The following is a 23,987-nucleotide window of genomic DNA, read 5'->3' as shown; positions in this document are numbered from 1 at the left end:
GAGTGCGGACAGTACGGCGCCGACCAGGTCGATGCGCGGTCGCGTGTCAGCCGGTGCGTCGGCGGCGCGGCGGGCCAGCACCAGGATGCCGAGCACCATCACGACCTCACCGGCGAAGACCCAGCGCCAGGAGAAGTACGTCGTGGCGACGCCTCCGATGAGCGAGCCGCAGCCGTAGATCACGCAGCCGGTCAGGAGTGCCCGTCCGGGATGTCATGGGCGCAAGGGTCCTACCGGCTCCGGCGCGCCGCCCGCGACCCGCCGCCGATGTCCGCCGGTTGGCTGCGGTCGACCCCGTCGGCGCCGGGCGGCCTTCGCCGCCCGCCCGGCGGCGGGCCGCCGGGTCAGCCGGAGGTGTCGGGCGGTGTGCCCGCGGCGCGGCGGAACTCCTCGTTGAGGCGCTGGGCCTCTTCGAGCTGGTCCTCGAGGATGACGATGCGGCAGGCGGCCTCGACCTGCATGCCCTCGTCGACGAGCTCCCGGGCGCGGGCGGCGATGCGCAGCTGGTAGCGGGAGTAGCGGCGGTGGCCGCCCTCCGAGCGGAGCGGGGTGATCAGGCGGGCCTCGCCGATGGCGCGGAGGAAGCCGGGGGTGGTGCCGAGCAGTTCCGCGGCCCTGCCCATCGTGTAGGCGGGGTAGTCATCGTCGTCCAGTCGGCCGCCGAGCGAGTCGTCCGCTGTCATCTGCACCTCTTCTTGGGAACGCGTCGAGGGGCCCTCGTGCCGTACGGCACCAGGGCCCCGGAGGAGATTCAACACCATCTGCCGGTCCTCGCGGACGCCGCGCACGGCGAAGGCCCCGACCGGCGTGTGCCGGTCGGGGCCTTCGGTGTCGTTGCGCCCCTCAGACGGAGACGGGGCTGCCGAGCATCGCGGACGCCTGCTGGAGCGGGCTCAGGGGAGCCGGAGGAGCCTCGGGCAGGCCGCGCACGGTGAAGCCGAGCTGGACCATGGCCCGGACGACCTCGCCGGCGCTGAAGTCCCGGCGGTCCTGACGGGTGATGACCTGGCCCACCTGCATGACGGGGTAGACGCGACGGCCGATGATCACCGATTCACCCACGACGGTTTCGGGCTTGACGCCCTTCATCGATTCCAGCACGCCGACCTTGGTGAGGTCGAACGGGAACCGGGCGATGACGCAGCGCATGATGCCTCACTCAGGGGAGGAAGGAGGGACGTACGGAAGGAAGGGCAGGTCTGTGCGGGACTCTAGGCCGCGGCGTCGAACGTGCCCTGGCGCCGGCCGTCGCGCTGCGAGGCCTGCGAGGGGCGGCCGCGCCGGCCGCGTGAGGCGGCGCTGCGCTTGGGGCGCTCGCTCACCGGCGCCTTGATGACGACGGGGATGCCGGACGGGGTCCGGGCGCCGGTGATGCGCTGCAGCTCGGCCTCACCGGAGCGGACCTGAGTGGTCTGCGGGGTGATGCCGGCGGTGGCCATGAGACGGCTCATGTCGCGCCGCTGGTTGGGGGTGACGAGGGTGACGACGCTGCCGGACTCACCCGCGCGGGCGGTGCGTCCGCCGCGGTGGAGGTAGTCCTTGTGGTCGGTGGGCGGATCCACGTTGACCACGAGGTCCAGGTTGTCGACGTGGATGCCGCGGGCGGCGACGTTGGTGGCCACCAGCACGGTCACGTGCCCGGTCTTGAACTGGGCCAGGGTGCGGGTGCGCTGGGGCTGGGACTTGCCGCCGTGCAGGGCCGCGGCCCGTACGCCGCTGTTGAGGAGGTCCTGGGTCAGCCGGTCTACGGCGTGCTTGGTGTCCAGGAACATGATCACGCGGCCGTCGCGGGCGGCGATCTCCGTGGTCGTGGCGTGCTTGTCGGCGCCCTGCACGTGCAGCACGTGGTGTTCCATCGTGGTCACCGCGCCGGCCGAGGGGTCGACGGAGTGGACGACGGGGTCGTTCAGGTAGCGGCGTACGAGCAGGTCGACGTTGCGGTCGAGGGTCGCGGAGAACAGCATCCGCTGGCCGCCCGGGCGCACCTGGTCGAGCAGGGCGGTGACCTGCGGCATGAAGCCCATGTCGGCCATCTGGTCGGCCTCGTCGAGGACGGTGATGTCCACCTGGTCGAGCCGGCAGTCACCGCGCTCGATGAGGTCCGCGAGGCGTCCGGGGGTCGCGACGACCACCTCGGCGCCACCGCGGAGCGCGCCGGCCTGCTTGCCGATCGACATGCCGCCGACGACCGTGGCCAGCCGCAGCTTCACGGAGCGGGCGTAGGGGGTGAGGGCGTCCGTGACCTGCTGCGCGAGCTCGCGGGTGGGGACGAGTACCAGGGCCAGCGGCTGGCGGGGCTCCGCCCGCCGTCCGGCGGTACGGGCGAGCAGCGCGAGGCCGAAGGCGAGGGTCTTGCCGGAGCCGGTGCGCCCGCGGCCGAGCGCGTCGCGGCCCGCGAGGGTGTTCGGCAGGGTCGCGCCCTGGATCGGGAACGGCACGCTCACGCCCTCCGAGACGAGCGCGGCGAGCAGCGGGGCGGGCATGTCGAGCTCGGCGAACGCCTCCACGGCGGGCAGCGCCGGGGTGATCGTCCGGGGGAGGGCGAACTCGCCCTGCACGGCGGCGGGCCGACGGCCGTAGCCGCCGGAGCGTCCCTGGCCGCCCGAACGGGACTGGCCGCCGGAGCGGGACTGTCCGCCCGAACGGCTGGGGGCCGCCGAGCCGAACCGGCTTCCGCCGGTGCGGGAGGAAGAGGCGGAGGAGCGATTGTTCGTGCGTGTACGGTTCATGCGGAACCTTCCTCGAATGCGGCGCATATCAAGGAATTCCCGCAGCGTCGAGCGCACGGAGAATTGCGAGAATGGGCCGGATGGAACGCGAAAGCGAAACTGGCCGGCGAAAATACATGCGGGCTCAGGCGCTGGGAACGGGGGCGCGGTGCGAAAGCGGGTGTCCCGGGGTGAGGATCCTCGTGCGGAGTGCCGCGGAATCCTCGGATCGTCCCACAGGTGAACTCACTGCGGGGAAAACGCGCAGCTGGGGCCCGCACCCCGAGGGATGCGGGCCCCAGCTGCGAAGTGCGCGTCAGCGTCAGGCGGGAACGATGTTCTCGGCCGTCGGGCCCTTCTGGCCCTGCGCGATGTCGAAGCTGACCTTCTGGCCTTCCTGCAGCTCGCGGAAGCCCTGGGCGGCGATGTTCGAGTAGTGGGCGAACACGTCAGCGCCGCCACCGTCCTGCTCGATGAAGCCGAAACCCTTTTCCGCGTTGAACCACTTCACGGTACCAGTAGCCATGTCAAATCTCCTTTGGGGCAGTACAACGAGATCCGCAACGTGCGGACCTCGTGTCGCCGCAATGATTGCCCCGCCGGCCAAGAAGAACCGGAAATACACAAACGCTCACAGTGGACGCGAAGTCCGACTGGGTGCTTGAAATTTTTGGGAACCACAACTGCAACTGAGATCGACAGTAGCACGGCACACCGGCCCGGTCCGCAAATATCGGCGCCCTCTTTGAACCGGTGAAAAACCCTCAGCGCGCGGTCCGCCAAATTCTCATCTCGCGAGCGCAGATATTGACCCGCCCGCGGCGCAGCCTCCCCCGCGGGCATCGACCCGCGACGGGGTGGTCCACAGGAAACGCCCTAGGCGCGGTGGGTGTCGTCTGTCTGGAGGGCGGTGCGGACACCGGTGATGACCACGGCGATCAGGCAGAGGGCGATGACGGTCTCGGCCCACAGGAAGGCGAACCAGTCCAGCACGCAGCCGATCGGGGGCGTGCCGGGAGCGGTGTTGCGGAACGCCGACAGGGCGAAGAGGGTGGCGGCCATCCACGCGAGGGCGGGCCAGACCAGGCCCTGTCGGCGTGTCGTCAGGTACCAGGCCCCCAGGAGTACGGACGCCGCCAGTGCCCACATCACGATCATCATGAAGGCGGCGAAGGTGAGCAGGCTGCCCGATCGGGTCACCTTCACCCCCACGACCGCCTCTTGCCGGGGGGTCGTGGGTGTCGCGGAGACCGAGAAGAGCGTGTCGTTGTTGGAGAACAGCAGCCGCACCGGCACCTCCTTGCCACCCAGCAGGGCCCAGAACCCCATGTCGGTCTCGTAGGAGTCGAACGGGTAGTCGCTGATCGATCCGTCGGTGACCGCGACCTGCAGGTCCTTGGTCGTGATCCGCTCGTGCGCCGTGAACGTCAGGTCACCGAGGGTCGCCTGGGAGGTCTGGAGGCTGAGATCGGCCACCGGGGCGGTCCCGTCCTCCTCGCCGAGGGTTCCGCGCGGGGTGACCCGGACCCGGAGGACCAGCTCTCTGGCCGCGGCGTCGACGCGTTGGACGGTGGCTTCCACGTCCACCCGGTCGCGAGCCGTGGATCCGACCGTGTGGACCGTGTCGATCACCTCCCGCTCGGTGAACTGCAGCCACGACCCCACGGACACCGCCACCAGGATCAGGACCGCGATGGGAAGCAGGACGGGCAGCAGCGACGCCCCGGAGCGGCGTCGGCGGGGTGGGGCCGGGGGTGGGGCCATGGTGACTCCGGCGGGATGGGGGAGGGGGCTCGTCCGGCCGGGGCAGCGGCCGCGGTGCGATCCTCCTCGACCGGGCCGGGGATCCACCGCACCCGGGCGAGCGTGTCGCCGCGGGCCGCACCCCCCGATTCCTCGGAGTGCGCGCCCTCGGGCCGCCCGGTAGCGTGATGGCGTGTGTTCCGCCCACACCGCCGTGGCATCGCCCGGGGGGCAGCCGTCGATCGGCAGAGGAACGGGATCACATGGCACAGCAGAGCTTCCACATCGGTGTGCCGGTCGCAGGGGTCGCGCTGGCCCTCCTGGCAGCCTTCGGCCAGACGCCGGCGGGTGCCGCACCACCGCCCACCGATTCCACCGGTGTCACCGGGCCGGGCACGGCCGCCGCGTCGCGGTTCGTGCCGGGTCCCTGCCCCGAGCCACCTGAACCGATCGAAGCGCTGGCCACCGCCCGGTGCGGTGTCCTGGAAGTCCCCGAGAACCGTTCCCGCCCCGGCGGCCGGACCATCAGCCTGGCCGTGGCGGTCATCCCGCCCGTTTCGGCGAAGCCCGCCCCGGACCCCGTGGTGTTCATGGCGGGCGGCCCCGGTGGCGAGACGTTCGACGACATCCCGTTCCTGGTCTCCTCCGGCCTGAACCGGGATCGCGAACTGATCGTCATGGCCCAGCGCGGCAATCTCTACGACAAGCCCAACCTCGCCTGCCCGGAGCTGGACCACTTCTACGCCCGGTCCGTGGGGCTCCCCTCCTACGCACCGCAGACGGAAAAGCTCATGCTCGACGCGGTGAAGCAGTGCCGGGACCGCCTGACAGCCGACGGGACCGACCTGAGCGCCTACAACAGCACCGAGAACGCCGCCGACTTCGCCGACCTGCGCACCGCACTGGGCATCAAGCAGTGGAACGTCTACGGCCACTCCTACGGCAGCAACCTGGCCCTGACCTACCTGCGCCTGCACCCCCGGGGCATCCGTTCGGTGGCGCTCGACTCGGCCGCCCCCGCACAGTACGTGTCCCTGCCGTTCGCCTGGGCCAACGCCCGGGAGGGCCTCGACAACCTCTACAAGGCCTGTGCGGCCGAGCCCCGCTGCAAGAGCCGGTACCCGGACCTCGAGCGCACCCTGAACGAGCAGGTGCAGAAGCTCGAGGCACAGCCACTGACGCTCGACGTCCGGCCGCCGCAGGGCGGAGACCCGGTGAAGGTCGTCCTCGACGGCGGCGCGCTGGTGAACTTGCTGGTCGCCAAGGCGATCCCGTTCGCCGACGTCCCGGCGGCGATCGACGAACTCGGCCGCGGAAACCCCGAGCGCTTCGCCAAGGCCCGGGCCGCCGGTTCGGTCCAGGTGGACGGCCAGACCGCACACGGTCTGACCCAGTCGGTGCTGTGCAGCGAATGGCTACCGGGCCACTCGACGTCCGACGTGCTGGAAGCGGGCCGCGAAGCGTTCCCCGAATGGCCCCGGTCGGCCCAGGCGCAGGCGCCTCAACTGCCCTTCCAGGACCCGATGTGCCGGATCTGGAACGTCCCGGACCGCACCGCCGCCGTGCGGGTGCCCACCGTCAGCTCGGTGCCGGTCCTCTTCATCAACGGGACGTTCGACATGAAGACCGGGGCCAGCTGGGCGCCCAAGACGGCCCGCACACTGTCCCGTTCGACCACCGTGCAGGTGCCCGGGATCGGGCACTGGGTGGTCCCGCAATCGTCCTGCGCCCAGAAGGTGCTGGCGTCCTTCCTCAGCGACCCGACCGCGCTCGACACCGGCTGCGTGGCGGGGCTCAGGTGGGAACCGTTCACGATCACCCCGAAGTGACGGGGAGGAATGATGGCACGGTCACACGTAGGACGCTTGCGCACCGGGTCGGCCGCAGCGGCGACCGGGATGCTGCTCACCGGTCTGTTCGCGGCGCCGGTGAGCGCGCAGGAGGAGACGCCTTCAGGAGCGACCGGCACGGTCGCCCGCACCGTGGGCGACGCCAGCTTCCGGCCGGGCCCCTGCCCGAAGACGGCGGATCCGGTCGCCGAACTCGAAGGAGCCCGCTGCGGAACGCTCACCGTGCCGGAGAACCGCACGAAGCCGGACGGCCGAAAGATCACCCTCGGCGTCGCGATCGTGGCGGCCGAGGCGGCCGAACCGAAGCCCGACCCGATCGTGTGGCTCGCCGGCGGACCCGGCGACGACGCGGTCGGGGAGGCGAAGATGGCGATCGGCGGCGGCCTGAACCGCGACCGTGACGTGATCCTCATGTCCCAGCGCGGCACGTACTCGGCCGACCCGGCACTCACCTGCCGCAACGTCGACGAGTTCAACGCGCGCGCGACCGGCCTCGTCTACGACGCGCCGTCCACCGAGCGCGAGCACGTCGCGGCCACGAAGGCCTGCCGCGACAAACTGGCGGCGAGCGGGGCCGACCTCGCCGCCTACAACGACATCGAGAGCGCCGCGGACTACGCGGACCTGCGCACCACGCTGGGCCTCAAGGAGTGGAACGTGTTCGGCATCTCCTACGGCACCCAGCTGGCGCTCGTCTACATGCGCCTGCACCCCGAGGGGATCCGGTCGGTCGGCATCGACGGCATCCTGCCGCCGTCCACCGGAGGGTCGGCCGTGACGTGGAGCGCCGCCAAGCAGGGCTTCGACGGCGTGTTCAAGGCCTGCGCGGAGCAGCCCGCCTGCAACCGCCGCTATCCGAACCTGGCGGCCACCTTCGAACGGCTCGTCCGTGAACTGGAAGCCAAACCGGTCACCACCACCGTCACGCTCCCCGACAGCCAGAAGAAGGTGAAGGTCGTCCTGGACGGCGGAGCGCTGGTGAACTGGATGACCGCCGCCACCCACGTGGCCCCCCAGGTACCGCGTGCCCTCGACGAACTGGCCAACGGCAAGCCCCAGCGGATCGCCGGGCAGTGGGCGGGCGGCAAGTACAGCCCCCAGGCCATCGGCCGGCTGTCCCACGGGCTCGTCTACGGCGTCTTCTGCAGCGAGTGGACCCCGTACGAGACCCAGGCCGAAGCACTGCGCGCAGGCCAGAAGACCTACCCGTCGTTCCCCGAATCGGTACAGGCCCAGGCCCCGCTGCTCACCTTCCTCCGTCCGGACTGCGATGTCTGGAACGTCCCCGCGCTGCCGCCCTCCATCCGCGACGTCACGCAGAGCGACATCCCCACCCTCGCCATCTCGGGCGGGTTCGACGCCCAGACCGCAGCGGCCAACGGTCCGTACGTGGCCCGCACCCTGCCCCGTGCCACCGTCGTCACCGTCCCCTACGTGGCCCACGTGGTCTTCGCCACGTCGAAGTGCGCGCAGTCCATCACCGTCTCCTTCTTCGACACCCCTACGGCCCCGAACACCGACTGCCTCAAGGACCTCAAGCCCCCGACATTCGAGATCGCCCCCTGAACCGGCCCCGTTCCGGGCGAAGGAAAGAAGGTGGTGACGGTGCACCGGATGGCGTTGTTGTGCACCGCCGGGGGCGCCATGGGTGTGGTGGTACTGGCCGGTGTCGCGAACCCGCAGGCATACGCGACGGGCGACGACCGCGAGAAGCGCTCCGCCGTGGTCCTCCAGGAATTGGTGCCTTCCCCCGACGGTCCGGGCTGTGCGGCAGCGGTCGGCAGACGCGGCACCGTCGTCTGGGAGGCGGGGAGGGGGAAGGCCGATCTGGCAACCGGGCGCGCCATTACACCGGAGACGGTCTTCGACATCGCGTCCAACTCCAAACAATTCACCGCAGATGCCGTTCTCCTGCTGGCCGGGCGGCATCGCCTCGCCCTGGACGACCCCCTGTCCGAGTTCCTCGACAACCCGCCCGCCTGGACCCGGAGCGTCACACTGGCCGACCTGATGCGCCAGACCAGCGGCATTCCCGACTATCAGGACCTGCTGCACGCCAAGGGCGTCGAGCTGACGGATCCGGCCGGCCAGCAGGACGCGATCGCGGCCGTCCTCGCCTCCCGGCCGGAGCATCCGCCGGGCCGGCGTTTCGCCTACTCCAACTCCAACTACGTCCTCCTGGCCCATGTCGTCGAAAGAGTCAGCGGCAAACCGTTCCCGACCTTCGTCCAACAGGAGTTCTTCACCCCGCTGCACCTGCGCATGACCGTTTCCCCGGCGGCGGACGTACCCGGCAAGGCGAAGTCGTACGACGAGAAGGCCGGCGCTTTCACCCTCAACTCCTCCCCCTGGAAGCAGTACGGAGACGGAGCCGTCCAGACCACCCCCGGCGAACTCGTCCGCTGGGCCGACAATTACCGCACCGGGCGCATCGGTGGAACGGAACTGCTCACCGGGGTCACGGAGGGAGCGGTGAGCACGGGCGACACCCTGAGTGCGCGCGGGGTCGAGGAAGGCCGGTACGGGGCCGGAATGGTCCTCCTCCCCGACAAGGGCCTGGTGCACCGCGGCGACTGGGAGGGATTCCACAGCAGCTTCAAGGTGAGCCCGGACCGCGACACCGCCGTCGCCGTCGTGTGCAACGTGGAGCCCCCCGACAGTCTGCCCGCGGCAGATCGCCTGCTGAAGATCTGGAGCAAATGACGCGACGGTGGGTTTGGTGATGGCTCGTACCGTGAGTGGGGCGCCGATGTCGCGAAGCTGCGGTGCGGTGGGGAAACAACGGCACTCAATCCCCCGAACATGTGTACGCCGACACGTGGCCCCGAGGTGTGGCCCTGATGGGTGAATCCGGGTACCTGGCCGCTCCCGGATTCCGGTAGGCCGTTGGGTTATGCGGATAGCCGGATGATCGCTCTTCGGTCGTCTCCGACCGTGAAGGGCTGCGCCGTGAGGTCGCCCGTCTGGAGCGCACGCACCGCCGTCTGGCAGGGACCGACGAGCAGGGCAGGCCGTTCACGGCGTTGGACCCGGCGGTGCGGGTGTGGGTGCTGGTCACCTTGTACGAGTGCATGACGGCGATGCGGGAGCTGTCCGGACGCCCGCTGGCCCCGTATGAACTGGATCAGATGTACGGAGAATTCCGTGCGGTGTGTTCCGAGTTCGGCCTGTCCGATGACCTGCTCCCGGCCACGGCCGCGGACGTGCCCGCGTACGTGGACCGCACGATCCGCGAGCGCCTCGAATACAGCGAACCCGTGCGCTACCTGCTCTTCGACATGCTCCGTGAAGCACCCGCACCCCGCCGCCTCGGCCGCCTGAAGCCGGCCTGGCCGCTTGTGCGTACGGTGGCCGCCCACGTGATCGGTGCGCTGACCATCGCGGACCTGCCGCAAGCCTTCCGCGAGCGCTTCGGTTTGCCCCGCACCCGCCGCGCGGCCCTGCTGTCCTTCATCCTGCACCGCGGTATGCGCGTGCTGATGAACGTGCTGCCCGAGCACCGCCGCTACCGCACCCCAGTGGCCGGCATCCCCTCGACTCCGCAGCCTCCCACCGCCTCCACCGACCGTCCTTCCCTGCCGGAGGCAAGCCCCGTCCGGCTTCCCGCACCACGCCGCCGCAAGGGTGCCGATTCCCGCCCGGCGCGTCTGCGGACCTTCTTCCGCCAGGTCCTGGACCAGACCGGCGACGGCCGCATCGGCTCGGCCGATCTGCAGGCCATGGCGCACAACGTGTGCTGGCCGCTCGAACTCGCCCCTGAACGCGAAGCTCCCGTCTACGCCGCCTTCGAGACCTGGTGGCAGCAGCTACGGACCGGCATGGACGCTGACGAGGACGGACAGGTGACCTGCGAGGAGTTCGTCACCGCCATGCTCACCGGGATCGACGCCGGGCCGGCCTATCTCGAGCAGGGGCTGCATGTCGCGGTGCGGGCGATCTTCCACGCTGCGGACACCGACGGCAGCGGACACCTGTGCGCCGATGATTACCGCACGGTCTTCGGCGGCTCCCGGGTCCACCCCGCCGAACTCAACCACGGCTTCCGCCAGCTCGACCACGACGGAGACGGCCGCATCACCGAAGACGAATTCGTCCAGGCCTTCACCGACTACTTCACCGCCCGCACCGACAACACGGCCGGCAGCCAACTCCTCGGGCGCCCATAGCAGCCGCCGCCCATCAGCGGCCGGCCCAGGTACTTCACCCGCATCGCCGGCCGAGTCCGTATCCCGCCCGATCAGAGTCCGTGCTGGTCGAGCATTGCCATGAGCTTTCGCTTGCGCTTCTGGTCGGCGCGCAGCGCGGCCAGGTAGGTGGTGAACTCGGCCTCAGTGCCGAGCGCGCGGTGGCAGGCGCGGGTGCTGAGCAGCAGTTCGGTCATGCGCTCGTACGTGCCGTCTCCGGTCTGCTTGCGCAATGGCTCGATCCAACGCAGGTAAACGGTCAGGGCGTCGGCCGGCCTCTGGTCGCGGATCCGGTCGGCAAGGGCCAGCCACTGCGGCTGGTCGGCGTACCCGTCGGCGGCGGCCTGCCAGGCGGTGTCGAGGTCGCCGTCGTCCATGAGCGCGTCGACCAGCACGGAACCGCCGTACCAGCGCCCGGTCTTGGGCGTGCCGACTGCCCGCAGCACCTCCCGTGCACCCGTGCGCTCGGGTTCCTTCCAGGTTCCCGCCGTGCGGGCCGCCGTACGCAGGTCCTGGTACGCGGCCAGCGTGGGGCGGGCCCGCAGCAGGTCCCGGCGGAGCGTGACCACGTCCGCGAGGCGGCCGGTCCGCGCGTAGCGTTCGCAGACGAAGGCGACCAGTTCGCCGTCCGGGCCGCACTCCGGCGCGGCCTCCCGCAGGCCGCGTTCGGCCCATTCCAGTGCCTCGGGCGGGCGGCCCGCCGCCTCGAGTTCCTTCGCGATCACAAGATGGGTGTGGCCGTTCGGGGCGAGGTCCGCCGCGTGGACGGTGACGCGCGCGTCCACGCTGCCTCCGTCGGCCTTGAGGAGGCGTTCCATCAGGTACTTCTCCGCCCACCCCTTGGGGTTGGCCCGCCAGGCGGCGACCACCAGTTCCCGGGCGCGGTGGAGGCCCGGCTCACCTAGCACCTTGTGGTAGTCGAACAGGTCGATGTCGGTGGCGTCGTTCAGGCCGTCGAGGAGGTGGGTCACCAGCCAGTCGGCCGTCCGGACCGGGTCCGGACGGGCGGCGAGGCAGGCCGCCAGATGGCCTTCGGCCAGTCCGGCCGCCACGTCCCCGATCAGGCCGTCCGAGTCGTCGATCTCGCCGTACGTCCGGCCCAGGGCGGAGAGGGCCTCCCGGGCCACATCCACCGCGTCCGCCGCCCGGCCGCTCGCCGTCAGCGCGCGCAACGCGGTCACTGCCTCGGCGGCCTGCTGTCCGTAGGCGTGGGCGTCGGCGTACTCGACGTAGCCGTGCCGGGCGAAGGGCCGGGTGTCGAGCAGGCTCAGGATCTGTTCGCGGACGATGCCGGTGTCCTCCCCGGCGGTGGCCGCGCGCAGTTCCAGGCGGCGGCGCAGATCGCGGTCGTCGGCGAGGTGTTCCCTCACCAGGGCAAGCAGGTCCTCTCGGGTGCGGGACTCCAGCCAGGTGTCCAGCAGCCGGGTGCGCGAGGCGGCGGCCGACCGCTGCTGCGGCACGGACCGGGCCTGCCCCAGAAGGGCCAGGCCCACCGCCACGCAGTGCTTGCAGAAGTTGCCCTCCTGCCCGTACGGGCAGTCGCACCAGCCGGTGACCCCGCCGTCCCCGTCCTCGGTCAGTTCGACCTGGTAACAGTCGGTGCCGTCCACGGCCGCGGTGATCGCCGTCTCGCCGATCTCCAGCCGGGACACGGCCGATACGTAGCCGAGCCCCCGCTCGTAGGACCGGGACCCGGCCAGCCTGCGGAGGTCTTCGTCGGTGAAACCCAGTGCCTGTGCCACGCGGTTCATTGAACCGGAAGAGCACCGCCGCGGTGCCGGGTTCACCGGGGTGTGAGCCTGATGGAGCGTCGGAATAGTCGGCAACGGGTCAGCATGAGTCCTGACGGACCTGGGGACAGCTGACCGAATATGCGAATCGTTGTAGGCTCCGGAGACCGCCCTTGACCTGCGTGGAGCAGGCAGGGGGCAGACATTTCGGGAGCTTTTTCATGTTTCGTACCATGTTCAAGTCCAACACCTGACATCTGGGCGTTTCTGCAGGTCAGCGGCGCGCCGGTGGGTCTCTGGTCAGCAAACGGTCAGCATCGGCCCCTTGGCTTGCTCGCGGCGGCACACCATCCGGCGGTCTCGCCTGTTGCTGGTGCAGGGGGCTTGTCGGCGAGCCGCGACGGCCTCTGCCGCGTGTAGCCCGACGTTGTTGAGGTCGTCGTGAGCGACGCGCAGCGGGGTGAGCGCGGTGTCATCCCCGGTTTGCGGCCCGGGAAGGCCGCGGTTCGCCTGGACACCGCCGCTGCCGGGGCCTTGCGTCTGTGCGGCCGCGGCGTGCGTCGTCCACTACGACGTTCTCGCAGGCCGTTCGAGTTGCAGAACGCGCACCGGGGGATTGCTGCATGCGGCTGAATATGGCTGCGCGCAGTTTAAGCGTCTCGCCTTCCGGCGGGTGTGAGCGTGATAGGAGTCGGACGCACACCCCGCCGGAATCTCCAGTGGGGGCATCGGAGGCGAGGCAATTTCATGGGTTCTCAAATCATCGAGGAATTCACCGAGGCGCACCTGAAGGGGCTGCTCCAGTCACATTTTCAGATCGATCCGATGAAATTGGACGGTTCCGTCAGGTTTTCTGAATTGGAGTTGGATTCGATTGCGGTCATGGAATTGGTTGTGGTGATCGAAGAGCAGACCGGGGTCGATGTGCAGGAACACCTCTTGGAACACATGACCTTGGACACCACAGTCGCCCAGGCGGTCGAAGCCGTGGCCCAGGCCTTGCGCAGCACCGGAGCCTCCCAGACGAGCGGCGGGTGAGCCGTCACGCGGTGGCTGTGACCGGTCTGGGAATGGTCACACCCGCAGGCGTCGGCGTCAGCGCCACCTGGGACCGCCTGTGCGGCGGTTCCCCCACGGGCACCCACGATCCGTTGCTGGACGGGCTGCCGGTGAGCATCTCCTGCCAGGTCGCTGATGCCGACCTGGCGGCTGCCCTGGATCCCGGCGTGGCATGGCGTACCGACCGGTTCATCCGGTTCGCTCACGCAGCGGCCAGGGAAGCCGTCGTCGACGCCGGGCTCGACCCCGCACTGTGGGACGGCAGCCGCGTAGCAGTGGTGATCGGTACGGGAGGCACGAGCCACGACACGACCTTGAAGGTCTGCGAGACCATGGAGAAGGGTCGGCTTCTGTCGCTGATGCCCACCACCCTGCCCCGCAGCTTGCCGAACATGGCCGCCGGCGAGGTCGGGACCATGCTCGGGGCGCTGGGTCCCACCCTGGGCATCACCACCGCCTGTGCCTCTGGCGCCAGCGCCATCGGCATCGCGAGCATGCTGATCCGGTCTGGTGCGTGCGACATCGCCGTGGCCGGTGGGGCCGACTCCGGCCGCAACCGGTTGGCGTCGGCACTCTTCTGGAGAATGGGCGCGCTGTCCACCCGCGTCCACGACCCGGCCGGCGCGTCCCGTCCCTTCGACGCCGAACGGGACGGCTTCCTCCTGTCCGAGGGCGCCGGAATCCTCGTACTCGAGCGGGCCGAGCACGCCCGAGCCCGACGGGCACGGGAGTATGCCCGACTCACCGGTTACGGCCTGTCGGGCGATGCCCACAACCCGACGAACCCCCATCCGCAGGGCGACGGCGCGGTGCGGGCCATCACTGATGCCCTGGCCGGCGCCGACCTCGCAGCCGACGACGTGGGACACGTCAACGCCCACGCCAGTGCCACACAGCTGAACGACCGAGCGGAAGCCACGGCGCTGCGCCGGGTCTTCGTCACCCCGCCACCTGTCACCGCGGCCAAGAGCGTCCTGGGGCATTTGCTCGGAGCCGCCGGGGCTGTGGAAGCCGTCTGCTCGGTGCTTTCCCTGCACCACCAGCTCATTCCGCCCACCGCCAACCTCGACCGGATGGATCCGGAGATCGACCTCGACGTCGTCACCAAAGTGCCACGCCCCGCCCGGCTGGATGCGGTCCTCTCCAACTCCTTCGGTTTCGGTGGCCAGAACGCGGCACTCGTCTTCCAGCGCCCCTGACATCGCCTGATCACCCGGGGCACGACGAGCGGATCGAGCACCGGAATCCGCCGCCGACCGCCCGCCTCCGGGTCGAAAGTCTGTGATGACCCTTCCCCTCGATCTCCTGACAGAGCTGGAACCGACCGTGGCCAGGCTCCTGGACCGCCACGTAGCGGCTGCACCGGTGTGGTTCCCCCACGCCTACATCCCCTGGAGTCGGGCCGCTGACTTCGACGGTCCGCTGAACGGCACACCCTGGCGCGCCGACCAGTCCGAACTCCCACAGGCCGTGGCCGACGCGCTGATGGTCAACCTGCTGACCGAGGACAACCTGCCGAGCTATCACTTCGAGATCGCCACCCAGTTCGGCCGCCACGGCGCCTGGGGCGCCTGGGTGCACCGCTGGACGGCCGAGGAGGACCGCCACGCTCACGCGCTGCGCGGCTACCTCCACGCCCGCCGGGCCGTCGACCCCGTGGCCTTGGAGCGCCAGCGCATGCAACACGTCTCCATCGGCTACACCAGCGACCACGCTTCCCTGCTGCACGGCCTGGCGTACGTGACCGTCCAGGAACTGGCCACCCGAGAAGCGCACCGGAACACCGGACTGGCCTGTGCCGATCCGGTGGCCCGCCAGCTGACCGCGCGGATCGCCGCCGACGAGAACCTCCACATGATCTTCTACCGCGACCTGTACACCGCCGCGGTGGAACTGGAACCCGACAGCGCCCTCTCGGCCCTCGCCGACGTCATCTGCTCCTTCGACATGCCTGGCAGCACAATCCCGGGCTTCCAACAGCGCGCCCTGCGGATCGCCGCATCCGGCATCTACAACCTCGACGTCCACCGCCGCCATGTGCTGCAGCCGCTGCTGCGCTCCCTGGGCGTCATGACCCGCTCGGGCCTCGGCCCCGTGGGGGAGCAGGCTCGTGACCGCATCGGCCGCCAGCTCGACGAGCTGCGGACGAGAGCCGAACGCTCCCAGCGGCTGTTCGACCGCATGAGGGAAACCGCTCCCGGTGCATTCGTCCCCAGCCCCCACCCTCCCCTTTCGTATGAAGAGAGGCCCGGCCCGTGACCACCCGGACCGACCAGCGTTATCGCGCAGGCGCCACCGCCGCCGACATCCAGGCCCACTACGACGTCGGCAAGGACTTCTATGCCCTCTGGCTCGATCCGGACCTGACGTACTCCTGCGCCCTGTGGGAGGGCATCACCGGTCCGCCCGGAGACGCGGACCTGCTGATGCGGGCACAGCACGCCAAGCTCCGCTACCACCTCGGCCAAGCCGGCCTCACGGCGGGAAGCCGGCTGCTGGACATCGGCTGCGGCTGGGGCAGCCTGCTGCGCATGGCCACCGAAGAAACCGGGGTCCGACAGGCGGTCGGCCTTACCCTCAGCGCCGACCAGTACGCACATGTGCGCTCACTCGGGCTGAACGGAGCGGACGTCAGAGTCGAGGACTGGCGGGACCACGAGGCGGACGGCCCGTACGACGGCATCGTCTCGATCGGTGCGTTCGAGCACTTCACCGATCAGAGCATGTCCCGCGACGAACGCATCGGGACCTACCGCGCCTTCTTCGGGCGGTGCGCCGGATGGCTGCCGCCCCTCGGCCGGCTCAGCCTCCAGACCATCGTGCTCACCGACGACACGAACCACGACGAGTCGGTACCCGACTTCTTCGCACGCGAGATCTTCCCCGGATCCGCGCTGCCACGGCTCTCCGAGATCGCCGCCGCATGTGAGCCGTACTTCGCGATCACCCGACTCCGCGAGGACGGCGCCGACTACGCGCGCACGCTGCGAGGCTGGTCCACCCGGCTCTTTCAGGCCCGGGAACAGGCTCAACTGCTTGTCGGCCCCGACGCCTACATGCGGTACCGCACCTACCTGCGGGCCAGCGAGATCGTCTTCATGCGCCAGGCTTCCGCGCTGTACCGCATCACGCTACGTCGCTGGCCCGCACGTCGAGGTCCGGCCGGGACATCAGCGCGCCAGATTCTCCCCGAGTGACAGGAGGAACTCGCGCCGGTGCCGATTGACGTTCTCGAGGGAGAGCAGAAGGTAGAGGCTGGCTTCGTCGTGCTGCGAGTCGTATGCGAACTCGCTGCACACCCATGCTCCGGCGAGCAGGTACCCGCGGAACTTGGGAGGAATTCCAAGGCCCGGGCTGCGCTCGATCGCCGCGGGATTCCAGGGGGTGTGGGGGCGTACGTGGTAGCGGTCAGGAGCGAAATGCCCGCCGGCCAGCACGTGGTCCCAACAGGCCGCGGCCTGGGCCCCTCCGTCGAAAAGGGGAAGGGTCAACCGTCCTGACACCCAGGCATGGCGACGGCGGGTCATGTATCGCATCATCCCTGCCCACAGCATGGTGATCACGGGACCGGCGCGGTGGTCGGGGTGCACGCACGCGCGGGTGAGTTCGACGAGCGCCGGCCGCAGTGCCTGATGCGGACCCAGGTCGAACACGGCCTCGGCGGTCAGTCCGCCGATCTGCCTCGCACCTTCTGGAGGCAAGAGGCGGTGCGTACCGACCAATTCGCCGGTGTCCGTGCGACGGACGACAATGTGGTCGCAGTGCCGGTCGAATCCGTCCGTCTCACGACCCTCCTCGGCATCGTATCTGGACTTGAGTTCCTGATTGAAAATCAGGTAGCGCAGTTGCTGGGCTTCGTGAATCGTGTCCTCGTCACGCGTGACGGAGACCGTGTAGCGTCCTTCTTCGGGGGTCGAGCCGCCAAGCACGGCGGGAATACTCATATTTTCCTCGCGCAGGTTTTCGGTATACAGGGCTTTGCCGATATTTAGAGGCGCCCTGTTTACCACAGGCGTCCGGGGGTGGGGTATAAAGTTGCGCCCATGGTCGCGGCAAAGTGGATTCCGAGGCGCCCGTGGCGGTTTCTCGTAGTCGTCACTGTTCTGGTATTGGCCTTGATCCCGGCGGCGATCGGCTGTTTCAGCCGGTTGACTCCGTCGGGGTTCACCGCCACGGGGACCGAGTCCGAGCGGGCCGAGCGAGTGATCGACGAGCAGTTCGACGAACCGTCCGCCGACCTGATTTTCCTGGTATCAGGCCGGACCTCGATGCAATACGGGGAGGCGGCTGTCCAAGGCCGGGCTCTTGCCCGTTCCACGGCCGATGAGCCGGGGGTGGCCCGGGTATGGAGCTATTGGGACACGGCAAGCCCCGCTCTGCTGTCCGGTGACGAGCGGAGCGCACTGATCGGAGTCGAGCTGACCGGAACGGGGGCGGAGGCCGTCAAGACGGCCCAGCGGATCGTGCCGGGCTTGGCGGGAGATCACGGGATTGTCTCCGTGGCTGCGGCCGGACCCGCGTGGAGCAGTGCGGAGGCAGTCCGGCTGAGCCGAGAAGACCTGCGCACCGCCGAGCTGGCTGCGGCACCCCTTGTACTGGTCATCCTGATGGTGGCCCTGCGTTCGGTCGCTTCGGCGCTGCTGCCGATGGTGATCGGTGCCGTCTCCGTCCTGGCAACGCTGGCCTTTCTGGGCGGGCTTGCACTGATCATGCCCGTCTCGGTGTTCGCCGTGAACGTCACGGTGGCCCTCGGGTTCGGCCTGTCGGTGGACTACGGACTTCTGATCACGATGCGCTGCCGGGAGGAGATGACACGCGGGGCAGAGCTGGGAGAAGCCCTCGCCCGCGCGGTCCGCTCGGACGGGCGCGCCGTGCTGTTCTCCGCCGCAACGGTGATCGCCTGCCTGGCGACGCTGCTGGTCTTCCCCGTGCCGTTCCTGCGCTCCTTGGCAGTGGGCGGTATCGCAGTGGTGGCCTTCGCCGCACTGACTGCGGTCCTTCTCTATCCGGTACTGCTGCGCTTCTGCCTGCCGCCCGCGCTTCGGGCCGACCGCTGGCTGCTCGCCGGGGTGCGAAGAAGGCTGCCGCTCGCGCGACGGAAGCGCGTCGCTACGCCCGGGCACAGCAGGACGTGGGCATGGCTGGGAACCGTCGCCACGAAACGTCCTGTGCTGCTCGGAGCCTTTGCGGCCGTACTTCTGCTGAGTTGCGCGGCTCCCTTGGGGAAGGCCGAGTTCGGTGTGGCCGACGAACGTGTCCTGCCGGCCTCCACGCTGGTGCGGCAGAACGGTGAACGGGTGCGCACCGACTTTCCGCAGGCTGCCGAGCCCCAAGTGCCCGTACTGCTGGACGTCGCCGAGGTCCGGGCCGCGGGTGTGGCCGCGGGCGTGGACCATTACGCCCGCCGCTTGTCCTCGATCACCGGTGTCGCCGGGGTGGACACGACCACCGGCTCCTACCGGAGCGGTGCCCGTATCGTCCCGCCGACCCTGGCATCATCCCGCTTCGCGGCCGACGGCGTGGTGCTGGTGAACGTACGCCTGCCGGCGGGTGCGCACGCACCGGCGTCCGAGCGGCTCGTGGAGCGGATCCGAGCCCTGCCCGCCTTCGCGCCGCGGCTGGTCGGCGGGACTGCCGCGCGGACGGCGGATACGAAGACCGCCCTGTCCCGACGGGCACCTCTGGCCGCGGCCCTGGCCGGTGGCAGCGCCCTGCTCGTGGTCCTGTGTTTCACTGGCGGTCTCTTCGTTTCCGTCAAAACGCTCGCCCTTGCCGTTCTCAGCCTGAGCGCCGGCATCGGCTGCCTGGTCCCCCTCTTCCAGGAGGGACGCCTGAATACGGGTGGCTTCACCGTCACCGGGCAGCTCGAGATCAGCATGCTTTTGCTGATGGCCTGCCTCGCCCTCGGGCTGTCCGTGGACTACGAGGTCTTTCTGCTGGCGCGCATCAAGGACCACTACAGGGAAACCGGAGACAGCCAGACTTCGATCGTCCACGGCATGGCCTGTACGGGGAGACTCATCAGCGCCTCCACCCTGGTCGTGGTCACGACGATGAGCGCACTGGCCATGTCCCGCATCACATCGCTGAAACTCCTGGGCACCGGGCTGGCCCTCACCGTTCTGCTGGACGCCACATTGGTCCGAGCCCTGCTGGTGCCGGCGGCCATGCAACTTGCCGGCCGGGCGAACTGGTGGCTGCCTGGCTGGGTCCACCACATCTCCCACCGGCTCGGTCGCAAGGGCGTGCCCGGTCTCAAGGGGGTGACGGAGGAGTACGTCCGCTGACGTTCCGGCCCCGTGCTGTAGGTGGCCGAACCGGGCGTGCCGACGCGAGCGTGCGGGAACACCACGACACGTTGGGCCGTGCCGACCCGTGTGCCGGGGGGTGCCGGTGCGGACGCGGGACGGAGGTACGCCGACAGGCCCGCCTCTAAGGACGTCGGCGGCTCAGTAGCGCCAGTACGAGTACGAGCGTGCAGGCCAGCAGCAGGGACCCGCAGCGCAAGGCCAGGTGCAGGCCGCCGACGAAGGAGTCCTCGGCCCAGGCGGTGAGGTAGTCGGCGCCCGCATCCCGACCGGGTCCGGTGTCCGGCCCGGGCACCGGACCGCCATTGACGACGGCCCGTGCCAGCTCCTCCAGGCCGCCCTCGCCGCCTGACCACCACACCAAAGGTGTCCGTCAAAGCGGAACAAGCTCAGACCACAGGCCAGGGCGCCTAGCCATCCAACAACGTTGCAACACCCCCGCACCAACGAACGCCACCACGATTCGGCTCCGAACACCCCCGGAAATCGAGGAACCCACGCGCTTCGGTCTTCCAGCCGTTTCCCTTCGGTGTCGGCCCACTCTGTGTTGATGCCGAGGCGCAACTCGAGCTCCCCGGAGGGCTCGAACCGGTGCGCCGGCGTCACCCGCTGCCAGCCATACGTCCGCCGGCCCGGCTGCTGGGGCACGTACCGGACCTGCCTCTGCCGCTCACGGAGCTGATCTCGTAGGTGATGCCATGGACGGTGAGCGGCGGCCGCGGCTGCTTGCGCTTCTTGGAGACCTTGATCTCGCCATGGAGGGCGAAGGCGCGCTCGGCGAACAGCCGGAGCAGGGACAGAACCCGGGGGAGTGCCTCTTCCGAAACTTCGAAGGCGCTGTGGTCCGTCTCGACCGCCGCGATCACGTCGTCGATGTCGGTCGAACGGGAGCGTGAGCGGCCGCTGTTGGTCCGCGTGGATCAGGAACCCGGAATGTCGAACAAGGGCGGCTGTGAGGCAGGCGGGGAGTAGGAGTTCACCTTCGGTCTCTTCTTAGTGCTGCGGTTGCGGGCGCGTGTCGCCCGTGCACGGGGCGTCTCCTCGCTGGTTTCGAACCCCAGCACGACGCTGTAGCCCTCCCGGGCACGCTGCAGCCCGAAGTCCCGCAACTGCTCGACGCTGGTTCCCACAGTTCCGACCAAGCCGTGCTTCACCAAATCCGCGAACTCCGAGCCGACGAGGTAGCGGCCCACCCTCTCGTAGCTGAAGATGCGCCCACCCCTACTTCCGAGCGTGCAGTCGTCGTTGAGGAGAACGCGGGCGTACGAGACGGGAATGTACATGCCGTGGGCCAGCTCGGAGGTAGGCGCTGTTGACTCCCGCCAGTGAGCGAACTTCAGGAAGCACGAGTCCTGCGAGAGGCGCCACTCGTGGGAGCGTGCAGGCTTCGAGCTGAGCTTTGCAACCTGGTCCAAGCGGTCCATTTGGTCCAGGAGTTGCTTGTTCACCCGGTATTCCTTGGCACGGGAGCTCAGCCGTTTGTACTGGACGAGCACGAAGCTGTGGCTGGGGTGGTGGTAGTAGATCATGTCCGTGCCCAGTCGGCTCTCGACCGGAGTGGCATTGACGTTGACGACCTCGAGGCGGCGTCCGGTGGTGTCTTCCAGCACGTGAATGTCACATCGCACGTCACTGAGGCGTCGCCAGTCGTCGAAGAGCGGAGCCTCGCTGCCCAGGCCGGCTCGTACGTCGTGGTCGATGAGGCTGTTCTCCACAGGGTCTGGGATGAGGCCCGCGAGGTACGGCGCGTCCCGTGAGGCGGGGCGTCCCCAGGCTGACAGCGCGGAGTGAGGGAAATCGGTTACCCGAGTGAGGGACTGGGCCGCGTCTCTCTGTTCCTGCCACGCGCGGTCCGCCGCGTCGTCGACTTCGAAGCGGATCGGGTTGAGATTGGCGAGCAGCCACTCGATGTACGGGGTCAACTCGGGGTGACTCCTCAGGAGCGCTTCCCGGAGAGCCTGCCAGGTCGTCATGCCGCAGTGTCCCGCGCTTCCGGAGAGGGCCTGCTCCAGGTGGGATCGATGCGTCGAGGAAAGGGAGGCCAAAATCCCGTCGGGACCGTCCAGAGGCACCGGCTGCGGACATCTGCGCATGGGCTCGATGGTGATGCTGCTGTCGACCGGTCCCACGGTGTTGAAGCGCTGAACCGATCCGAGCCAGGTGATGAAGCGGCCGCGTTCGGAGAACTCCCTGCGGCTGTTGTTCGTGGGAGAAGCCCGGTTGTCGCACACCAGAAACGCTAACCGGGTACCGGTGTCTGACGTGTCGAGCCCTGTGGGTAACCCTTTCGTAAAGCGTTCCGTGATGGGCCAGTCGGATTCGTTCTCGGACATCTGGGCCGAGGTGAGGGTCACTATGTACGTCACGAGCGGACTCTATCGACGCCACCGTGACTGCAAGCGCCCGCCGGCCCGGCAGGCGCTGCGCGGGCGCGCGGGGCTGAGCCGGGTCCAGTTCGGGGCGGGGACGACTGAGCCAGTACCGTCTGCGGCGAGCGAAGGACTGGTGGAACTGCGTCATGACAGTACGGCAACTGGCCCGGATGCAGAGGGTGCGGCCTGGCTTGCGGCGACCGGTTACTTGATCACGGTGGGCAAGTCTGAGGTGCTCTCTGGGGAAGCAAGTCGGCCTGAGCCCTCTCAATCTGAGTGACGCACCGTCAGGTAGGTCAGCATCGGTCGCACCAAAATCCGAAGCGGCTGTCCGATGCGATGCCTGATCGGCAGTGCCGCAACAGCCCGGTGCCCACGCAAGCGCAGGCCAGGAGCCTTCTCGTCAGAGACAGTCGATTTTCCTTAGGATCTCCGATCCGACACCTCCCGGTGTAGATTGCAGAACGCCCTTGACCTGCAGAAAGCCGGCAGGGAGCCGTCTTCTAGGAGTTCAAAATGCTTCGCACCATGTTCAAGTCCAAGATCCACCGGGCCACCGTCACCCAGGCCGACCTGCACTACGTCGGCTCCGTCACCATCGACGCCGACCTCCTCGACGCCGCTGATCTGCTGCCCGGTGAGCTCGTCCACATCGTGGACATCACCAACGGGGCGCGGCTCGAGACGTACGTCATCGAGGGGGAGCGGGGCTCCGGAGTCATCGGGATCAACGGCGCCGCCGCGCACCTCGTGCACCCCGGCGACCTGGTCATCCTGATCAGCTACGCCCAGGTCGAGGACGCCGAGGCGCGGGCGCTGAAGCCGCGCGTCGTCCACGTGGACGCGGACAACCGGATCATCGAGCTGGGGGCGGACCCGTCCGCCCCGGTGCCGGGTACGGAGCAGGAGCGCAGCCCCCACGCGGTGGCGCTCTAGTCCTGTGGCCGGTCCGGAAGGTCCGGCCGATTCAGTCGTTCTAGTCGTTCTAGTCGTTCCAAGGGGAGACGGTATGGCGATCGAGCTGGTGGACGAGCGGAAGGCCGGGCGGCTGCTGGCCGTCGAGGACGGAGCGGTGGTCGGTTCCATCGCCTACTTCGTCCTCACCGCCGCGCCCCACGCCCTCGTCGCGGTCCACACCGTGGTCGAGCCGGGACACGAGGGCCGCGGTATCGCCGGGGACCTGGTGAAGACCTTCTACGGGATCGCCGCCGCCGAGGGCGTGCCGGTCGTCCCGCTCTGCCCGTACGCGGCCGCCTGGGCGCTCAAGCACCCCGACCAGGCGCCCGCGGCCCCGACGGAGGCGGCCCTGGCGGCCGAGGCGCAGCTGGCCGCGGACCCCGACCTGTGGTGACGGCGCTGACCCTGCTCCACACGTCCCCCGCGCACGTGCCGGTCTTCGAGGCGCTGCGGGACGCGCACCACCCGGGGGCCGTGCTGCGGCACCTGGTGGCCCCCGAACTCCTGGACCGGGCCCGGGACCGGGGCCCGGAATCCGTGGCGGCGGAGCTGCTCGCGCTGCTCGCCGACGCCGACGGGCCGGTCCTGGTCACCTGCTCCACGATCGGCGCCGTCGCCGAGTCCCTGGCCCCCGCGCTGGGGGTACCCGTCGTCCGTGTGGACCGGCCCATGGCGGCCGAGGCCGTGCGCAGGGGCGCGCGGATCGTCGTCCTCGCCACCGTGGAGTCGACGTTCGGGCCGACCCGGGCACTGATCGCCGAGGAGGCCGGGACACGCGCGGTGTCCGTCCGTACGCGGCTGGTCGCCGGAGCCTGGGAGCTGTTCGAGGCCGGCGACACCCCCGGCTACCTCGCAGCCGTGGCCCGGGCGGCCGACGCCGTCACCGACGCGGACGCCGTGGTCCTGGCGCAGGCCTCCATGGCCGGCGCCGCACCCCTCGTACGGACCACCGTGCCCGTCCTGTCCAGCCCCCGCCCGGGCCTGGACGCCGGGCTGCGCCTCACCGGCCGCCCGGCGGGCTGACCCGCGCCCCGGGCGGCCGACGGCCGCCCGGGGCGCGGGGCGTATCCCGCCGG

Annotated in this window: 22 protein-coding genes and 1 pseudogene; 12 read left to right on the top strand and 11 right to left on the bottom strand. The window is 69.5% G+C overall.

What is annotated here, in order from left to right; all coding sequences use genetic code 11:
• The 6 genes and pseudogenes from OOK31_RS03700 to OOK31_RS03675 form a co-directional block, all read right to left on the bottom strand.
• Positions 1 to 168, bottom strand: a pseudogene (locus OOK31_RS03700) (MFS transporter); the annotation flags it as partial.
• Between the two features lie 176 nt (positions 169 to 344).
• On the bottom strand, positions 345 to 683 hold the full coding sequence (locus OOK31_RS03695; RefSeq protein ID WP_267010864.1) for a MerR family transcriptional regulator: 339 nt from the start codon (positions 681 to 683) through the stop codon (positions 345 to 347).
• A gap of 160 nt (positions 684 to 843) precedes the next feature.
• A complete protein-coding gene (locus OOK31_RS03690; RefSeq protein ID WP_267010863.1) occupies positions 844 to 1,149 on the bottom strand; it encodes an SCO5918 family protein in 306 nt (101 codons plus the stop codon).
• Between the two features lie 62 nt (positions 1,150 to 1,211).
• Positions 1,212 to 2,729 (bottom strand): DEAD/DEAH box helicase, encoded by a 1,518-nt coding sequence (locus OOK31_RS03685; RefSeq protein ID WP_267010862.1) that lies wholly within the window; start codon positions 2,727 to 2,729, stop codon positions 1,212 to 1,214.
• A 301-nt stretch (positions 2,730 to 3,030) separates the two neighbouring features.
• Positions 3,031 to 3,234, bottom strand: a complete 204-nt coding sequence (locus tag OOK31_RS03680) for a cold-shock protein (RefSeq protein ID WP_030224351.1) — start codon at positions 3,232 to 3,234, stop codon at positions 3,031 to 3,033.
• A gap of 350 nt (positions 3,235 to 3,584) precedes the next feature.
• The gene (locus OOK31_RS03675; RefSeq protein WP_267010861.1) at positions 3,585 to 4,472 is read right to left on the bottom strand and encodes a DUF4436 family protein; all 888 of its coding nucleotides are present in this window, start codon (positions 4,470 to 4,472) and stop codon (positions 3,585 to 3,587) included.
• Positions 4,473 to 4,714: 242 nt separating this feature from the next.
• On the opposite strand from OOK31_RS03675, the gene OOK31_RS03670 reads away from it, so the two are divergent.
• The 4 genes from OOK31_RS03670 (at position 4,715) to OOK31_RS03655 (ending at position 10,467) form a co-directional block, all read left to right on the top strand.
• Entirely contained in the window at positions 4,715 to 6,280 is a 1,566-nt protein-coding gene (locus OOK31_RS03670) for an alpha/beta fold hydrolase (protein WP_267010860.1), read from the top strand.
• A 36-nt stretch (positions 6,281 to 6,316) separates the two neighbouring features.
• Positions 6,317 to 7,867, top strand: coding sequence for an alpha/beta fold hydrolase (locus OOK31_RS03665; RefSeq protein ID WP_267010859.1), 1,551 nt, complete (start codon positions 6,317 to 6,319; stop codon positions 7,865 to 7,867).
• 30 nt (positions 7,868 to 7,897) lie between these two features.
• Positions 7,898 to 9,004 carry a serine hydrolase gene (locus OOK31_RS03660; RefSeq protein WP_267010858.1) on the top strand — a complete coding sequence of 369 codons (1,107 nt, stop codon included), beginning with the start codon at positions 7,898 to 7,900 and terminating at the stop codon, positions 9,002 to 9,004.
• A gap of 239 nt (positions 9,005 to 9,243) precedes the next feature.
• Positions 9,244 to 10,467 carry an oxygenase MpaB family protein gene (locus OOK31_RS03655; RefSeq protein WP_267011822.1) on the top strand — a complete coding sequence of 408 codons (1,224 nt, stop codon included), beginning with the start codon at positions 9,244 to 9,246 and terminating at the stop codon, positions 10,465 to 10,467.
• Between the two features lie 71 nt (positions 10,468 to 10,538).
• Here the strand turns inward: OOK31_RS03655 and OOK31_RS03650 are convergent, their stop codons facing one another.
• Positions 10,539 to 12,227, bottom strand: a complete 1,689-nt coding sequence (locus OOK31_RS03650) for an SWIM zinc finger family protein (RefSeq protein ID WP_353962689.1) — start codon at positions 12,225 to 12,227, stop codon at positions 10,539 to 10,541.
• Positions 12,228 to 12,962: 735 nt separating this feature from the next.
• On the opposite strand from OOK31_RS03650, the gene OOK31_RS03645 reads away from it, so the two are divergent.
• The 4 genes from OOK31_RS03645 to OOK31_RS03630 all read left to right on the top strand — a co-directional run bounded on the left by OOK31_RS03645 (position 12,963) and on the right by OOK31_RS03630 (position 16,471).
• Positions 12,963 to 13,253 (top strand): acyl carrier protein, encoded by a 291-nt coding sequence (locus OOK31_RS03645; RefSeq protein ID WP_267010856.1) that lies wholly within the window; start codon positions 12,963 to 12,965, stop codon positions 13,251 to 13,253.
• Positions 13,250 to 14,473 carry a beta-ketoacyl synthase gene (locus OOK31_RS03640; RefSeq protein WP_267010855.1) on the top strand — a complete coding sequence of 408 codons (1,224 nt, stop codon included), beginning with the start codon at positions 13,250 to 13,252 and terminating at the stop codon, positions 14,471 to 14,473. Before OOK31_RS03645 ends, OOK31_RS03640 begins: the two co-directional genes overlap by 4 nt.
• A gap of 85 nt (positions 14,474 to 14,558) precedes the next feature.
• On the top strand, positions 14,559 to 15,533 hold the full coding sequence (locus OOK31_RS03635; RefSeq protein WP_267010854.1) for an acyl-ACP desaturase: 975 nt from the start codon (positions 14,559 to 14,561) through the stop codon (positions 15,531 to 15,533).
• Entirely contained in the window at positions 15,530 to 16,471 is a 942-nt protein-coding gene (locus OOK31_RS03630) for a class I SAM-dependent methyltransferase (RefSeq protein WP_267010853.1), read from the top strand. The genes OOK31_RS03635 and OOK31_RS03630 overlap by 4 nt, the downstream gene beginning before the upstream one ends.
• On the opposite strand, the gene OOK31_RS03625 is transcribed toward OOK31_RS03630, so the two are convergent.
• A complete protein-coding gene (locus OOK31_RS03625) occupies positions 16,445 to 17,218 on the bottom strand; it encodes a GNAT family N-acetyltransferase (protein WP_267010852.1) in 774 nt (257 codons plus the stop codon). The genes OOK31_RS03630 and OOK31_RS03625 overlap by 27 nt on opposite strands.
• Positions 17,219 to 17,317: 99 nt before the next feature.
• Here OOK31_RS03625 and OOK31_RS03620 point away from each other — a divergent pair, with 99 nt between their 5' ends.
• Positions 17,318 to 19,561: an MMPL family transporter gene (locus OOK31_RS03620; protein ID WP_267010851.1), complete on the top strand. Its 2,244-nt coding sequence runs from the start codon at positions 17,318 to 17,320 to the stop codon at positions 19,559 to 19,561.
• A gap of 145 nt (positions 19,562 to 19,706) precedes the next feature.
• Here OOK31_RS03620 and OOK31_RS03615 read toward each other — a convergent pair whose 3' ends face one another.
• From OOK31_RS03615 to OOK31_RS03605, 3 genes are all read right to left on the bottom strand, one after another.
• Positions 19,707 to 19,943: a hypothetical protein gene (locus tag OOK31_RS03615; RefSeq protein ID WP_267010850.1), complete on the bottom strand. Its 237-nt coding sequence runs from the start codon at positions 19,941 to 19,943 to the stop codon at positions 19,707 to 19,709.
• Between the two features lie 241 nt (positions 19,944 to 20,184).
• A complete protein-coding gene (locus OOK31_RS03610) occupies positions 20,185 to 20,448 on the bottom strand; it encodes a hypothetical protein (RefSeq protein WP_267010849.1) in 264 nt (87 codons plus the stop codon).
• Positions 20,449 to 20,502: 54 nt separating this feature from the next.
• A complete protein-coding gene (locus OOK31_RS03605; RefSeq protein WP_267010848.1) occupies positions 20,503 to 21,948 on the bottom strand; it encodes a hypothetical protein in 1,446 nt (481 codons plus the stop codon).
• A 522-nt stretch (positions 21,949 to 22,470) separates the two neighbouring features.
• Here OOK31_RS03605 and panD point away from each other — a divergent pair.
• The 3 genes from panD (at position 22,471) to OOK31_RS03590 (ending at position 23,934) form a co-directional block, all read left to right on the top strand.
• Positions 22,471 to 22,890, top strand: a complete 420-nt coding sequence (gene panD / locus OOK31_RS03600; protein ID WP_267010847.1) for an aspartate 1-decarboxylase — start codon at positions 22,471 to 22,473, stop codon at positions 22,888 to 22,890.
• Between the two features lie 73 nt (positions 22,891 to 22,963).
• Positions 22,964 to 23,305: a GNAT family N-acetyltransferase gene (locus OOK31_RS03595; protein ID WP_267010846.1), complete on the top strand. Its 342-nt coding sequence runs from the start codon at positions 22,964 to 22,966 to the stop codon at positions 23,303 to 23,305.
• The gene (locus OOK31_RS03590) at positions 23,302 to 23,934 is read left to right on the top strand and encodes an aspartate/glutamate racemase family protein (protein WP_267010845.1); all 633 of its coding nucleotides are present in this window, start codon (positions 23,302 to 23,304) and stop codon (positions 23,932 to 23,934) included. The genes OOK31_RS03595 and OOK31_RS03590 overlap by 4 nt, the downstream gene beginning before the upstream one ends.
• Positions 23,935 to 23,987: the final 53 nt, after the last annotated feature.

Source organism: Streptomyces sp. NBC_00249, from assembly GCF_026342355.1.
In the GTDB taxonomy this organism is placed as follows: domain Bacteria; phylum Actinomycetota; class Actinomycetes; order Streptomycetales; family Streptomycetaceae; genus Streptomyces.
The sequence above is the reverse complement of the archived record's forward strand: the minus strand, read 5'-3'. Positions and strand labels throughout refer to the sequence as shown.